This is a genomic window from Mesorhizobium sp. ISC11 (genome assembly GCF_037162595.1).
GTDB lineage: Bacteria > Pseudomonadota > Alphaproteobacteria > Rhizobiales > Rhizobiaceae > Mesorhizobium > Mesorhizobium ciceri.
This window is the reverse complement of the sequence record NZ_JAVSPW010000003.1, coordinates 1-16,732: the sequence shown is the minus strand read 5'-3', so window position 1 is coordinate 16,732 and position 16,732 is coordinate 1. Positions and strand designations below refer to the sequence as shown.

Below are 16,732 nucleotides of genomic sequence, written 5' to 3'. Positions count from 1 at the left end.
CGTCCGGCTTAAAATGGCCGACAAGCTGCCACCGCAGGTCAAGCCCGAGCAGATCTATCCGGGCATGCCGGTCGAAACGTTCATTTCAACCGGCGAACGGACGTTTTTGGCCTACCTGACCAAACCCCTGGTGGATTCGTTCCAGCGCGCCTTTAGGGAGAGATAGCTCGCCCTCCCTCCTTGATATCGCAAGTATCAGATATGAAGCGGGCGCCGGATCAATCCGGCGCCCGCTCCTTATTGGAGCGCGCGGCTTCACGTCACACGAAGTGGAAGTCGTCCGCTGGATTATACGCGACCGCGGTCCGGCCGGTGCCATCGTCAGCGAGCGTAAAGGTGCCCGTTTCGTAAGCGCCGAGCAGGTGGAGCGTGGCGTCATGAGTGCCGTCCGAAACCAGCAGCGTTCCCCCACTTCCGTCCTGGTTTGCCTGATAGATAGCGGATGTTCCGGTGTTGAACAGGATGTCACCGAAATCGATCTTGTCATCACTCGTCATGCCGGCGATGCTGCCGCTGAAATCGAACGAATCGTCCAGCCGCAATGTGCCGGCAGCATCCGCCGCGAAAATGACGTCCGAGGAAGTGGCGGCGTGAAACTCCAGCTGCGACATGTTTCCAATGATGGCATCGCCGTCTCCGGTAACCTGGCCGTCTATCGCGATATCACCCCCATTGGCCCAGATCAGTCCGGAATTGGCGACGGCACCGTTGATCGTCAGGCCACCCGACCCCGTTGCCTCCAGTGTTCCGGAATTGGAGACGGTGCTGCCGCCGGTGTTTATAACCAGCGCGTGGGTGCCGGTGGCGATGATTGTGCACTGATTGTCCAGACCCAGCAGGCCGCCGCCGAGTTGACCGGCGCCGGAGATGGTGTTGTCGATATTGGTCAGAGTGACATCGGCGGCCGTGCCCGAAATCACGTTCGCGTCACTGTCGGACAGGATGATCTGTCCGCCGCCCTGCAGCGTTATGCCGTGCTGGATGAGCTGCAGCAGCGTATCGCTACCGTTCGAGTCGAGCGAGATAAGGCCGGTATTGTTGATCGTGCCGCTCAGCGGCAGCAATGCGCCATCACCGATCGTCATGGTTCCGGCATTGTTGACCACCGGCGTCTGGTCGAAGACAAAATTGCTACCAGTCAGCGCGGCTGAGTGCACGCCATCCAGCATGATCGACTGCCCGTCGCCAAGCGTGATCACCGCGTTGCCGTTGGCGTCGTCGGCCAGGTGCGCCTGGACGTCAGCGAAACTCGCGAAGCCGGAATAGCCGATCAGGTCGATCTTGTCCGCGTCGAAGCTATGCACGGTGTCGTTTCCGATGGGCTGCGAGAAGACAAACAGGTCGTTCCCGCTGGAACCTGTCAGAACGTCGTCGCCGGACCAGGCAAAGATCGGCGAACCCGGCGCGTAAGCTTCGACATTGTCGGTGATCATGGCGAGCCCGGTGCCGCCGGTGGAATCGATCCAGGTTTGCGACATGTGCAGCGAAAGTGCGCCAGCGTAGTCTCCTGGCGAGGTCACGGCGAGCGCGGTGACGTCGTTTGTTTGCACTGACCACGTGCCATCGCCGTTGTCGATGCCCTGGCTGACTGTCCATCCGACGGGAACTCCGCTGATGGATACGCTGATCGAGCCGACATGATCCGCCGGATTTGTCAGGCCAAGGTTGATAGCTTCGCCTGCAGCGCCTGCAGGCGCCACATGCGCGCCGCTGACGTTGGTCAACGTCACATTAGCGAGTTCGACCAGCGTGTATCCGCCGGCGTTGCCATTAGTGGTAGCAGTCTGTTGGTAGACAAAGGTATGATTGCCGATAGCGCCTGATGTCGTGAATGCAACGGTAGAACCTGCGTTGCCAATGTCATTTCCTAAGAGATATTGAACGACAGCGGCAAGACTGCCAGTTGACGTGACGGTCAGCGGAGCGGTGAAAGTGTCTGTACCAAAGAAAGTGGCAATCCCGTTCGTAACATTGTGGGATTGGACAGTATCACCCCCGATCGTCAGGGTTGAATCGCCGGCTCCATTGACGTTTCCGGAAGTTGCTGATGCCCCGACAATTGGCAGATCGAGAATGTCGCCGCCTGCGGTCGTGTTGAAGTCAGTGATGACGTCGTACCCGGATATTGTGCCGCTATTTCCGGCGCCGGCAATCGTCACCGTGGAGTGGCCGGTGTTAATTATGAAAGTGTCAATGCCGCCATTGCCGGTCATTGTATCAGCACCAGTGCCACCGGTGATGCTGTCTGCACCTGAGCCGCCTTTGATTATGTCGATGCCCGACGAGCCGGCAATAGCAAGCGCTTCGCTCTGATTCGTCAGATCAAGAGTCAAACCGGATGCCGTCAGCGTCACTGCTTCTATGTTAACAATTTGTGCGTCGCTGGTGCTGGTGAAATTGGCGCCGACCTGAAGCGTATCACTGTTTGCACCGCCATCGAGCAGGATGTCGCTCTGATCACCAACGATCGTGTCTGTGCCACCACCGCCCATCAGTGTATCGCCGCTGCTCCTTCCAACCAAGATATCGTCCCCATTCCTCCCGACTAGGACATCGTAACCGCCAAGCGATCCACTAACGATAGCGCCCCCTAAATCTTTGTTGCCGTTATTAGATATATCAAGATATGAGGCAATATACGTGCCGGGAGTTCCCGGAGCTCGATATGTTGTGTAAGCGCCGTCGGTTTGAAGGTCTGAGCTGTTCGATGAGTTATCGACGATCAGCTTCCAGACCAACACTCGCCCATCATTAAGGGTAACGGAGAGGAAGTCATTTGCTGCCGATCCAGGTGCCGTAAATGAAATATTACCCCCGGCAATGGTTGCCGTACTGATAAATGCTCCGCTTGAATCCTGTACCCTGGCCGAAGTTATCGAGTTTAGATCGTTGGTAACATCTGAATCGTTGGCGAGCAGCTGGGCGATTGACCAGCTGACGGCGGCGCTCTTAGTGACGATTAATGGCCAATCGGAGGACGTGGGCGGTGGTGCCGCGGTGACCGTCAGATTGACTGCCGCACTCGAGGTCGCCTGCCCATCGCTAACTGTATAGGTAAATGCCTGGAATGTGCTTCCAGAAAAACCCGTATTAGGCGTGTAGGTAATAGTTTTGTCAGCGTTTAGTGTAGCCGTTCCATTAGCGACATTAACCGCCACGCCCACTGTGACAGCCGAGCCATTGATCTGCGTCACGCTCAGTTGAGCATTAGTGTTGTCCACCTCGGTATCGTTGGCCAGCACGGAAATCTGAACTGGTACGTTCTGGGTCGTGGTTGCCGAATCCGCTACCGCCACAGGAGCATCATTGGCACCGTTGATGATGACGGTGAGCTGCGCAGTATCGGTGAGGTTGCCCGGATCCTTGACCGTGTAGGTGAAGGTGTCGGTCAACGTGCCACCGACATTGAGCGCCTGGACGGTGGCATTGCTGTTGTTGACTGCATAGCTGTAGCTGCCGTCGGTGTTGAGCGTCAGCGTGCCATACTGGCCAGCCAGCCCGGTGCCGACCGTGCCGCTGGTTCCCGAGCCGGCCTCGGTGCCGGTGCGGATCGCCGAGACCACCAGCGAGGCGGTGGCGTTGTCGGCGTCGCTGTCGGCACCCGGTCCGGTGGTGATGACGTTGCCGGTCGCATTGCTGCCCGCAGTGCCGTTAGCGATGCCGCCCGCCTCAGTGGCTGAGCCGGCGTCGTCGGCCGCGATCGGCGCGTCGTTGACCGGCGTGACGCTGATCGTGACACTATGCGAGGCACTGCTGTCTGTGCCGTCGCTCGCAACCACGTTGACGGTCCGCGCCGCTGTTGTCGGCGTGTCGCTGGTGTTGTTGTAGACGATGCCGTCGAGGATCGTCTGGTAGGTGGCCTGTGAAGCCGAGCCTGTGATCGACAGAATGCCGGTGCTTGCCGTGTAGAGCACCGTCAGCCCGCTTGCGGCCGCCGTGGCGCTGGCGTTCAGCGACAGGGATTCGACCCCATTGCCATCGGGCCGCGCCGTTAACGTCGCCGTCAGTGACGTCAGGTTCGCCGAGTCGGCATTGGTCACCGTCGCCAAAGGTGCGATCACCAACGGCGTCTGCTCCGTGAACGAAGCCGTCGCGTCATTGCCGGCGCCCGCGCCGTTCAGATCAATGACCGGCGCGTCGTTGACCGGCGTGACGCTGATCGTGACACTATGCGAGGCACTGCTGTCTGTGCCGTCGCTCGCAACCACGTTGACGGTCCGCGCCGCTGTCGTCGGCGTGTCGCTGGTGTTGTTGTAGACGATGCCGTCGAGGATCGTCTGGTAGGCCGCCTTCGCGGCCGAGCCTGTGATCGACAGAATGCCGGTGCTTGCGGTGTAGAGCACCGTCAGTCCGGCGGCGGCCGCCGTGGCGCTGGCGTTGAGCGACAGGGATTCGACCGCGTTCCCATCGGGCCGCGCCGTCAGCGTCGCCGTCAGGGACGTCAGGTTGGCCGAGTCGACGTCGGTTACTGTTGCCAAAGGTGCGATCACCAGCGGCGTCTGCTCCGTGAACGAAGCCGTCGCGTCATTGCCGGCGCCCGCGCCGTTCAGATCAATGACCGGTGCATCGTTGGTGCCGGTGATGGTCACCGAAACCGTGCGATCCACGGTGCCGCCGTTGCCATCGTCGAGGGTGATGGTGAAGGTCTCGACCTTGGTCTGGTCCTTGGCGAGGTACTCCACGTCGCTATCGGCGACGCTGTAGTTCCAGGTGATCACGCCACCCAGGCCGGAGCCGGTGGTGTCGGAGGTGACGCTGGCGGTGAGGGCGCCGAGCGCGCCGGCCGAGGCCGTGATCGTTGGGCTGATGGTGTGGGCGTCGGTGAGGTCGACGTCGGTGAAGGCAATGGTGCCGGTGTCGGTGAGGTTGCCGAGCGGGGTGACCTGCTCGGTGACCGCGCCGGTGACGTCCGTCGCCGCCACGACCGGTGCATCGTTGGTGCCGGTGATGGTCACCGAAACCGTGCGATCCACGGTGCCGCCGTTGCCATCGTCGAGGGTGATGGTGAAGGTCTCGACCTTGGTCTGGTCCTTGGCGAGGTACTCCACGTCGCTATCGGCGACGCTGTAGTTCCAGGTGATCACGCCACCCAGGCCGGAGCCGGTGGTGTCGGAGGTGACGCTGGCGGTGAGGGCGCCGAGCGCGCCGGCCGAGGCCGTGATCGTTGGGCTGATGGTGTGGGCGTCGGTGAGGTCGACGTCGGTGAAGGCAATGGTGCCGGTGTCGGTGAGGTTGCCGAGCGGGGTGACCTGCTCGGTGACCGCGCCGGTGACGTCCGTCGCCGCCACGACCGGTGCATCGTTGGTGCCGGTGATGGTCACCGAAACCGTGCGATCCACGGTGCCGCCGTTGCCATCGTCGAGGGTGATGGTGAAGGTCTCGACCTTGGTCTGGTCCTTGGCGAGGTACTCCACGTCGCTATCGGCGACGCTGTAGTTCCAGGTGATCACGCCACCCAGGCCGGAGCCGGTGGTGTCGGAGGTGACGCTGGCGGTGAGGGCGCCGAGCGCGCCGGCCGAGGCCGTGATCGTTGGGCTGATGGTGTGGGCGTCGGTGAGGTCGACGTCGGTGAAGGCAATGGTGCCGGTGTCGGTGAGGTTGCCGAGCGGGGTGACCTGCTCGGTGACCGCGCCGGTGACGTCCGTCGCCGCCACGACCGGTGCATCGTTGGTGCCGGTGATGGTCACCGAAACCGTGCGATCCACGGTGCCGCCGTTGCCATCGTCGAGGGTGATGGTGAAGGTCTCGACCTTGGTCTGGTCCTTGGCGAGGTACTCCACGTCGCTATCGGCGACGCTGTAGTTCCAGGTGATCACGCCACCCAGGCCGGAGCCGGTGGTGTCGGAGGTGACGCTGGCGGTGAGGGCGCCGAGCGCGCCGGCCGAGGCCGTGATCGTTGGGCTGATGGTGTGGGCGTCGGTGAGGTCGACGTCGGTGAAGGCAATGGTGCCGGTGTCGGTGAGGTTGCCGAGCGGGGTGACCTGCTCGGTGACCGCGCCGGTGACGTCCGTCGCCGCCACGACCGGTGCATCGTTGGTGCCGGTGATGGTCACCGAAACCGTGCGATCCACGGTGCCGCCGTTGCCATCGTCGAGGGTGATGGTGAAGGTCTCGACCTTGGTCTGGTCCTTGGCGAGGTACTCCACGTCGCTATCGGCGACGCTGTAGTTCCAGGTGATCACGCCACCCAGGCCGGAGCCGGTGGTGTCGGAGGTGACGCTGGCGGTGAGGGCGCCGAGCGCGCCGGCCGAGGCCGTGATCGTTGGGCTGATGGTGTGGGCGTCGGTGAGGTCGACGTCGGTGAAGGCAATGGTGCCGGTGTCGGTGAGGTTGCCGAGCGGGGTGACCTGCTCGGTGACCGCGCCGGTGACGTCCGTCGCCGCCACGACCGGTGCATCGTTGGTGCCGGTGATGGTCACCGAAACCGTGCGATCCACGGTGCCGCCGTTGCCATCGTCGAGGGTGATGGTGAAGGTCTCGACCTTGGTCTGGTCCTTGGCGAGGTACTCCACGTCGCTATCGGCGACGCTGTAGTTCCAGGTGATCACGCCACCCAGGCCGGAGCCGGTGGTGTCGGAGGTGACGCTGGCGGTGAGGGCGCCGAGCGCGCCGGCCGAGGCCGTGATCGTTGGGCTGATGGTGTGGGCGTCGGTGAGGTCGACGTCGGTGAAGGCAATGGTGCCGGTGTCGGTGAGGTTGCCGAGCGGGGTGACCTGCTCGGTGACCGCGCCGGTGACGTCCGTCGCCGCCACGACCGGTGCATCGTTGGTGCCGGTGATGGTCACCGAAACCGTGCGATCCACGGTGCCGCCGTTGCCATCGTCGAGGGTGATGGTGAAGGTCTCGACCTTGGTCTGGTCCTTGGCGAGGTACTCCACGTCGCTATCGGCGACGCTGTAGTTCCAGGTGATCACGCCACCCAGGCCGGAGCCGGTGGTGTCGGAGGTGACGCTGGCGGTGAGGGCGCCGAGCGCGCCGGCCGAGGCCGTGATCGTTGGGCTGATGGTGTGGGCGTCGGTGAGGTCGACGTCGGTGAAGGCAATGGTGCCGGTGTCGGTGAGGTTGCCGAGCGGGGTGACCTGCTCGGTGACCGCGCCGGTGACGTCCGTCGCCGCCACGACCGGTGCATCGTTGGTGCCGGTGATGGTCACCGAAACCGTGCGATCCACGGTGCCGCCGTTGCCATCGTCGAGGGTGATGGTGAAGGTCTCGACCTTGGTCTGGTCCTTGGCGAGGTACTCCACGTCGCTATCGGCGACGCTGTAGTTCCAGGTGATCACGCCACCCAGGCCGGAGCCGGTGGTGTCGGAGGTGACGCTGGCGGTGAGGGCGCCGAGCGCGCCGGCCGAGGCCGTGATCGTTGGGCTGATGGTGTGGGCGTCGGTGAGGTCGACGTCGGTGAAGGCAATGGTGCCGGTGTCGGTGAGGTTGCCGAGCGGGGTGACCTGCTCGGTGACCGCGCCGGTGACGTCCGTCGCCGCCACGACCGGTGCATCGTTGGTGCCGGTGATGGTCACCGAAACCGTGCGATCCACGGTGCCGCCGTTGCCATCGTCGAGGGTGATGGTGAAGGTCTCGACCTTGGTCTGGTCCTTGGCGAGGTACTCCACGTCGCTATCGGCGACGCTGTAGTTCCAGGTGATCACGCCACCCAGGCCGGAGCCGGTGGTGTCGGAGGTGACGCTGGCGGTGAGGGCGCCGAGCGCGCCGGCCGAGGCCGTGATCGTTGGGCTGATGGTGTGGGCGTCGGTGAGGTCGACGTCGGTGAAGGCAATGGTGCCGGTGTCGGTGAGGTTGCCGAGCGGGGTGACCTGCTCGGTGACCGCGCCGGTGACGTCCGTCGCCGCCACGACCGGTGCATCGTTGGTGCCGGTGATGGTCACCGAAACCGTGCGATCCACGGTGCCGCCGTTGCCATCGTCGAGGGTGATGGTGAAGGTCTCGACCTTGGTCTGGTCCTTGGCGAGGTACTCCACGTCGCTATCGGCGACGCTGTAGTTCCAGGTGATCACGCCACCCAGGCCGGAGCCGGTGGTGTCGGAGGTGACGCTGGCGGTGAGGGCGCCGAGCGCGCCGGCCGAGGCCGTGATCGTTGGGCTGATGGTGTGGGCGTCGGTGAGGTCGACGTCGGTGAAGGCAATGGTGCCGGTGTCGGTGAGGTTGCCGAGCGGGGTGACCTGCTCGGTGACCGCGCCGGTGACGTCCGTCGCCGCCACGACCGGTGCATCGTTGGTGCCGGTGATGGTCACCGAAACCGTGCGATCCACGGTGCCGCCGTTGCCATCGTCGAGGGTGATGGTGAAGGTCTCGACCTTGGTCTGGTCCTTGGCGAGGTACTCCACGTCGCTATCGGCGACGCTGTAGTTCCAGGTGATCACGCCACCCAGGCCGGAGCCGGTGGTGTCGGAGGTGACGCTGGCGGTGAGGGCGCCGAGCGCGCCGGCCGAGGCCGTGATCGTTGGGCTGATGGTGTGGGCGTCGGTGAGGTCGACGTCGGTGAAGGCAATGGTGCCGGTGTCGGTGAGGTTGCCGAGCGGGGTGACCTGCTCGGTGACCGCGCCGGTGACGTCCGTCGCCGCCACGACCGGTGCATCGTTGGTGCCGGTGATGGTCACCGAAACCGTGCGATCCACGGTGCCGCCGTTGCCATCGTCGAGGGTGATGGTGAAGGTCTCGACCTTGGTCTGGTCCTTGGCGAGGTACTCCACGTCGCTATCGGCGACGCTGTAGTTCCAGGTGATCACGCCACCCAGGCCGGAGCCGGTGGTGTCGGAGGTGACGCTGGCGGTGAGGGCGCCGAGCGCGCCGGCCGAGGCCGTGATCGTTGGGCTGATGGTGTGGGCGTCGGTGAGGTCGACGTCGGTGAAGGCAATGGTGCCGGTGTCGGTGAGGTTGCCGAGCGGGGTGACCTGCTCGGTGACCGCGCCGGTGACGTCCGTCGCCGCCACGACCGGTGCATCGTTGGTGCCGGTGATGGTCACCGAAACCGTGCGATCCACGGTGCCGCCGTTGCCATCGTCGAGGGTGATGGTGAAGGTCTCGACCTTGGTCTGGTCCTTGGCGAGGTACTCCACGTCGCTATCGGCGACGCTGTAGTTCCAGGTGATCACGCCACCCAGGCCGGAGCCGGTGGTGTCGGAGGTGACGCTGGCGGTGAGGGCGCCGAGCGCGCCGGCCGAGGCCGTGATCGTTGGGCTGATGGTGTGGGCGTCGGTGAGGTCGACGTCGGTGAAGGCAATGGTGCCGGTGTCGGTGAGGTTGCCGAGCGGGGTGACCTGCTCGGTGACCGCGCCGGTGACGTCCGTCGCCGCCACGACCGGTGCATCGTTGGTGCCGGTGATGGTCACCGAAACCGTGCGATCCACGGTGCCGCCGTTGCCATCGTCGAGGGTGATGGTGAAGGTCTCGACCTTGGTCTGGTCCTTGGCGAGGTACTCCACGTCGCTATCGGCGACGCTGTAGTTCCAGGTGATCACGCCACCCAGGCCGGAGCCGGTGGTGTCGGAGGTGACGCTGGCGGTGAGGGCGCCGAGCGCGCCGGCCGAGGCCGTGATCGTTGGGCTGATGGTGTGGGCGTCGGTGAGGTCGACGTCGGTGAAGGCAATGGTGCCGGTGTCGGTGAGGTTGCCGAGCGGGGTGACCTGCTCGGTGACCGCGCCGGTGACGTCCGTCGCCGCCACGACCGGTGCATCGTTGGTGCCGGTGATGGTCACCGAAACCGTGCGATCCACGGTGCCGCCGTTGCCTCGTCGAGGGTGATGGTGAAGGTCTCGACCTTGGTCTGGTCCTTGGCGAGGTACTCCACGTCGCTATCGGCGACGCTGTAGTTCCAGGTGATCACGCCACCCAGGCCGGAGCCGGTGGTGTCGGAGGTGACGCTGGCGGTGAGGGCGCCGAGCGCGCCGGCCGAGGCCGTGATCGTTGGGCTGATGGTGTGGGCGTCGGTGAGGTCGACGTCGGTGAAGGCAATGGTGCCGGTGTCGGTGAGGTTGCCGAGCGGGGTGACCTGCTCGGTGACCGCGCCGGTGACGTCCGTCGCCGCCACGACCGGTGCATCGTTGGTGCCGGTGATGGTCACCGAAACCGTGCGATCCACGGTGCCGCCGTTGCCATCGTCGAGGGTGATGGTGAAGGTCTCGACCTTGGTCTGGTCCTTGGCGAGGTACTCCACGTCGCTATCGGCGACGCTGTAGTTCCAGGTGATCACGCCACCCAGGCCGGAGCCGGTGGTGTCGGAGGTGACGCTGGCGGTGAGGGCGCCGAGCGCGCCGGCCGAGGCCGTGATCGTTGGGCTGATGGTGTGGGCGTCGGTGAGGTCGACGTCGGTGAAGGCAATGGTGCCGGTGTCGGTGAGGTTGCCGAGCGGGGTGACCTGCTCGGTGACCGCGCCGGTGACGTCCGTCGCCGCCACGACCGGTGCATCGTTGGTGCCGGTGATGGTCACCGAAACCGTGCGATCCACGGTGCCGCCGTTGCCATCGTCGAGGGTGATGGTGAAGGTCTCGACCTTGGTCTGGTCCTTGGCGAGGTACTCCACGTCGCTATCGGCGACGCTGTAGTTCCAGGTGATCACGCCACCCAGGCCGGAGCCGGTGGTGTCGGAGGTGACGCTGGCGGTGAGGGCGCCGAGCGCGCCGGCCGAGGCCGTGATCGTTGGGCTGATGGTGTGGGCGTCGGTGAGGTCGACGTCGGTGAAGGCAATGGTGCCGGTGTCGGTGAGGTTGCCGAGCGGGGTGACCTGCTCGGTGACCGCGCCGGTGACGTCCGTCGCCGCCACGACCGGTGCATCGTTGGTGCCGGTGATGGTCACCGAAACCGTGCGATCCACGGTGCCGCCGTTGCCATCGTCGAGGGTGATGGTGAAGGTCTCGACCTTGGTCTGGTCCTTGGCGAGGTACTCCACGTCGCTATCGGCGACGCTGTAGTTCCAGGTGATCACGCCACCCAGGCCGGAGCCGGTGGTGTCGGAGGTGACGCTGGCGGTGAGGGCGCCGAGCGCGCCGGCCGAGGCCGTGATCGTTGGGCTGATGGTGTGGGCGTCGGTGAGGTCGACGTCGGTGAAGGCAATGGTGCCGGTGTCGGTGAGGTTGCCGAGCGGGGTGACCTGCTCGGTGACCGCGCCGGTGACGTCCGTCGCCGCCACGACCGGTGCATCGTTGGTGCCGGTGATGGTCACCGAAACCGTGCGATCCACGGTGCCGCCGTTGCCATCGTCGAGGGTGATGGTGAAGGTCTCGACCTTGGTCTGGTCCTTGGCGAGGTACTCCACGTCGCTATCGGCGACGCTGTAGTTCCAGGTGATCACGCCACCCAGGCCGGAGCCGGTGGTGTCGGAGGTGACGCTGGCGGTGAGGGCGCCGAGCGCGCCGGCCGAGGCCGTGATCGTTGGGCTGATGGTGTGGGCGTCGGTGAGGTCGACGTCGGTGAAGGCAATGGTGCCGGTGTCGGTGAGGTTGCCGAGCGGGGTGACCTGCTCGGTGACCGCGCCGGTGACGTCCGTCGCCGCCACGACCGGTGCATCGTTGGTGCCGGTGATGGTCACCGAAACCGTGCGATCCACGGTGCCGCCGTTGCCATCGTCGAGGGTGATGGTGAAGGTCTCGACCTTGGTCTGGTCCTTGGCGAGGTACTCCACGTCGCTATCGGCGACGCTGTAGTTCCAGGTGATCACGCCACCCAGGCCGGAGCCGGTGGTGTCGGAGGTGACGCTGGCGGTGAGGGCGCCGAGCGCGCCGGCCGAGGCCGTGATCGTTGGGCTGATGGTGTGGGCGTCGGTGAGGTCGACGTCGGTGAAGGCAATGGTGCCGGTGTCGGTGAGGTTGCCGAGCGGGGTGACCTGCTCGGTGACCGCGCCGGTGACGTCCGTCGCCGCCACGACCGGTGCATCGTTGGTGCCGGTGATGGTCACCGAAACCGTGCGATCCACGGTGCCGCCGTTGCCATCGTCGAGGGTGATGGTGAAGGTCTCGACCTTGGTCTGGTCCTTGGCGAGGTACTCCACGTCGCTATCGGCGACGCTGTAGTTCCAGGTGATCACGCCACCCAGGCCGGAGCCGGTGGTGTCGGAGGTGACGCTGGCGGTGAGGGCGCCGAGCGCGCCGGCCGAGGCCGTGATCGTTGGGCTGATGGTGTGGGCGTCGGTGAGGTCGACGTCGGTGAAGGCAATGGTGCCGGTGTCGGTGAGGTTGCCGAGCGGGGTGACCTGCTCGGTGACCGCGCCGGTGACGTCCGTCGCCGCCACGACCGGTGCATCGTTGGTGCCGGTGATGGTCACCGAAACCGTGCGATCCACGGTGCCGCCGTTGCCATCGTCGAGGGTGATGGTGAAGGTCTCGACCTTGGTCTGGTCCTTGGCGAGGTACTCCACGTCGCTATCGGCGACGCTGTAGTTCCAGGTGATCACGCCACCCAGGCCGGAGCCGGTGGTGTCGGAGGTGACGCTGGCGGTGAGGGCGCCGAGCGCGCCGGCCGAGGCCGTGATCGTTGGGCTGATGGTGTGGGCGTCGGTGAGGTCGACGTCGGTGAAGGCAATGGTGCCGGTGTCGGTGAGGTTGCCGAGCGGGGTGACCTGCTCGGTGACCGCGCCGGTGACGTCCGTCGCCGCCACGACCGGTGCATCGTTGGTGCCGGTGATGGTCACCGAAACCGTGCGATCCACGGTGCCGCCGTTGCCATCGTCGAGGGTGATGGTGAAGGTCTCGACCTTGGTCTGGTCCTTGGCGAGGTACTCCACGTCGCTATCGGCGACGCTGTAGTTCCAGGTGATCACGCCACCCAGGCCGGAGCCGGTGGTGTCGGAGGTGACGCTGGCGGTGAGGGCGCCGAGCGCGCCGGCCGAGGCCGTGATCGTTGGGCTGATGGTGTGGGCGTCGGTGAGGTCGACGTCGGTGAAGGCAATGGTGCCGGTGTCGGTGAGGTTGCCGAGCGGGGTGACCTGCTCGGTGACCGCGCCGGTGACGTCCGTCGCCGCCACGACCGGTGCATCGTTGGTGCCGGTGATGGTCACCGAAACCGTGCGATCCACGGTGCCGCCGTTGCCATCGTCGAGGGTGATGGTGAAGGTCTCGACCTTGGTCTGGTCCTTGGCGAGGTACTCCACGTCGCTATCGGCGACGCTGTAGTTCCAGGTGATCACGCCACCCAGGCCGGAGCCGGTGGTGTCGGAGGTGACGCTGGCGGTGAGGGCGCCGAGCGCGCCGGCCGAGGCCGTGATCGTTGGGCTGATGGTGTGGGCGTCGGTGGTGTGGGCGTCGGTGAGGTCGACGTCGGTGAAGGCAATGGTGCCGGTGTCGGTGAGGTTGCCGAGCGGGGTGACCTGCTCGGTGACCGCGCCGGTGACGTCCGTCGCCGCCACGACCGGTGCATCGTTGGTGCCGGTGATGGTCACCGAAACCGTGCGATCCACGGTGCCGCCGTTGCCATCGTCGAGGGTGATGGTGAAGGTCTCGACCTTGGTCTGGTCCTTGGCGAGGTACTCCACGTCGCTATCGGCGACGCTGTAGTTCCAGGTGATCACGCCACCCAGGCCGGAGCCGGTGGTGTCGGAGGTGACGCTGGCGGTGAGGGCGCCGAGCGCGCCGGCCGAGGCCGTGATCGTTGGGCTGATGGTGTGGGCGTCGGTGAGGTCGACGTCGGTGAAGGCAATGGTGCCGGTGTCGGTGAGGTTGCCGAGCGGGGTGACCTGCTCGGTGACCGCGCCGGTGACGTCCGTCGCCGCCACGACCGGTGCATCGTTGGTGCCGGTGATGGTCACCGAAACCGTGCGATCCACGGTGCCGCCGTTGCCATCGTCGAGGGTGATGGTGAAGGTCTCGACCTTGGTCTGGTCCTTGGCGAGGTACTCCACGTCGCTATCGGCGACGCTGTAGTTCCAGGTGATCACGCCACCCAGGCCGGAGCCGGTGGTGTCGGAGGTGACGCTGGCGGTGAGGGCGCCGAGCGCGCCGGCCGAGGCCGTGATCGTTGGGCTGATGGTGTGGGCGTCGGTGAGGTCGACGTCGGTGAAGGCAATGGTGCCGGTGTCGGTGAGGTTGCCGAGCGGGGTGACCTGCTCGGTGACCGCGCCGGTGACGTCCGTCGCCGCCACGACCGGTGCATCGTTGGTGCCGGTGATGGTCACCGAAACCGTGCGATCCACGGTGCCGCCGTTGCCATCGTCGAGGGTGATGGTGAAGGTCTCGACCTTGGTCTGGTCCTTGGCGAGGTACTCCACGTCGCTATCGGCGACGCTGTAGTTCCAGGTGATCACGCCACCCAGGCCGGAGCCGGTGGTGTCGGAGGTGACGCTGGCGGTGAGGGCGCCGAGCGCGCCGGCCGAGGCCGTGATCGTTGGGCTGATGGTGTGGGCGTCGGTGAGGTCGACGTCGGTGAAGGCAATGGTGCCGGTGTCGGTGAGGTTGCCGAGCGGGGTGACCTGCTCGGTGACCGCGCCGGTGACGTCCGTCGCCGCCACGACCGGTGCATCGTTGGTGCCGGTGATGGTCACCGAAACCGTGCGATCCACGGTGCCGCCGTTGCCATCGTCGAGGGTGATGGTGAAGGTCTCGACCTTGGTCTGGTCCTTGGCGAGGTACTCCACGTCGCTATCGGCGACGCTGTAGTTCCAGGTGATCACGCCACCCAGGCCGGAGCCGGTGGTGTCGGAGGTGACGCTGGCGGTGAGGGCGCCGAGCGCGCCGGCCGAGGCCGTGATCGTTGGGCTGATGGTGTGGGCGTCGGTGAGGTCGACGTCGGTGAAGGCAATGGTGCCGGTGTCGGTGAGGTTGCCGAGCGGGGTGACCTGCTCGGTGACCGCGCCGGTGACGTCCGTCGCCGCCACGACCGGTGCATCGTTGGTGCCGGTGATGGTCACCGAAACCGTGCGATCCACGGTGCCGCCGTTGCCATCGTCGAGGGTGATGGTGAAGGTCTCGACCTTGGTCTGGTCCTTGGCGAGGTACTCCACGTCGCTATCGGCGACGCTGTAGTTCCAGGTGATCACGCCACCCAGGCCGGAGCCGGTGGTGTCGGAGGTGACGCTGGCGGTGAGGGCGCCGAGCGCGCCGGCCGAGGCCGTGATCGTTGGGCTGATGGTGTGGGCGTCGGTGAGGTCGACGTCGGTGAAGGCAATGGTGCCGGTGTCGGTGAGGTTGCCGAGCGGGGTGACCTGCTCGGTGACCGCGCCGGTGACGTCCGTCGCCGCCACGACCGGTGCATCGTTGGTGCCGGTGATGGTCACCGAAACCGTGCGATCCACGGTGCCGCCGTTGCCATCGTCGAGGGTGATGGTGAAGGTCTCGACCTTGGTCTGGTCCTTGGCGAGGTACTCCACGTCGCTATCGGCGACGCTGTAGTTCCAGGTGATCACGCCACCCAGGCCGGAGCCGGTGGTGTCGGAGGTGACGCTGGCGGTGAGGGCGCCGAGCGCGCCGGCCGAGGCCGTGATCGTTGGGCTGATGGTGTGGGCGTCGGTGAGGTCGACGTCGGTGAAGGCAATGGTGCCGGTGTCGGTGAGGTTGCCGAGCGGGGTGACCTGCTCGGTGACCGCGCCGGTGACGTCCGTCGCCGCCACGACCGGTGCATCGTTGGTGCCGGTGATGGTCACCGAAACCGTGCGATCCACGGTGCCGCCGTTGCCATCGTCGAGGGTGATGGTGAAGGTCTCGACCTTGGTCTGGTCCTTGGCGAGGTACTCCACGTCGCTATCGGCGACGCTGTAGTTCCAGGTGATCACGCCACCCAGGCCGGAGCCGGTGGTGTCGGAGGTGACGCTGGCGGTGAGGGCGCCGAGCGCGCCGGCCGAGGCCGTGATCGTTGGGCTGATGGTGTGGGCGTCGGTGAGGTCGACGTCGGTGAAGGCAATGGTGCCGGTGTCGGTGAGGTTGCCGAGCGGGGTGACCTGCTCGGTGACCGCGCCGGTGACGTCCGTCGCCGCCACGACCGGTGCATCGTTGGTGCCGGTGATGGTCACCGAAACCGTGCGATCCACGGTGCCGCCGTTGCCATCGTCGAGGGTGATGGTGAAGGTCTCGACCTTGGTCTGGTCCTTGGCGAGGTACTCCACGTCGCTATCGGCGACGCTGTAGTTCCAGGTGATCACGCCACCCAGGCCGGAGCCGGTGGTGTCGGAGGTGACGCTGGCGGTGAGGGCGCCGAGCGCGCCGGCCGAGGCCGTGATCGTTGGGCTGATGGTGTGGGCGTCGGTGAGGTCGACGTCGGTGAAGGCAATGGTGCCGGTGTCGGTGAGGTTGCCGAGCGGGGTGACCTGCTCGGTGCCTGCCGCGCCGGTGACGTCCGTCGCCGCCACGACCGGTGCATCGTTGGTGCCGGTGATGGTCACCGAAACCGTGCGATCCACGGTGCCGCCGTTGCCATCGTCGAGGGTGATGGTGAAGGTCTCGACCTTGGTCTGGTCCTTGGCGAGGTACTCCACGTCGCTATCGGCGACGCTGTAGTTCCAGGTGATCACGCCACCCAGGCCGGAGCCGGTGGTGTCGGAGGTGACGCTGGCGGTGAGGGCGCCGAGCGCGCCGGCCGAGGCCGTGATCGTTGGGCTGATGGTGTGGGCGTCGGTGAGGTCGACGTCGGTGAAGGCAATGGTGCCGGTGTCGGTGAGGTTGCCGAGCGGGGTGACCTGCTCGGTGACCGCGCCGGTGACGTCCGTCGCCGCCACGACCGGTGCATCGTTGGTGCCGGTGATGGTCACCGAAACCGTGCGATCCACGGTGCCGCCGTTGCCATCGTCGAGGGTGAT

The 16,732-nt window shown here is 65.7% G+C and carries 2 protein-coding genes; both read right to left on the bottom strand.

Translation table 11 applies throughout. The annotated features are described in order from the left end of the window. Positions 1–260: 260 nt before the first annotated feature. Complete coding sequence (locus tag RPF88_RS33245) at positions 261–9,731, bottom strand: VCBS domain-containing protein (RefSeq protein WP_337124095.1); 9,471 nt, start codon at positions 9,729–9,731, stop codon at positions 261–263. Then, on the bottom strand, positions 9,710–16,702 hold the full coding sequence (locus tag RPF88_RS33240) for a beta strand repeat-containing protein (protein WP_337124094.1): 6,993 nt from the start codon (positions 16,700–16,702) through the stop codon (positions 9,710–9,712). Before RPF88_RS33240 ends, RPF88_RS33245 begins: the two co-directional genes overlap by 22 nt. Positions 16,703–16,732 lie beyond the last annotated feature (30 nt).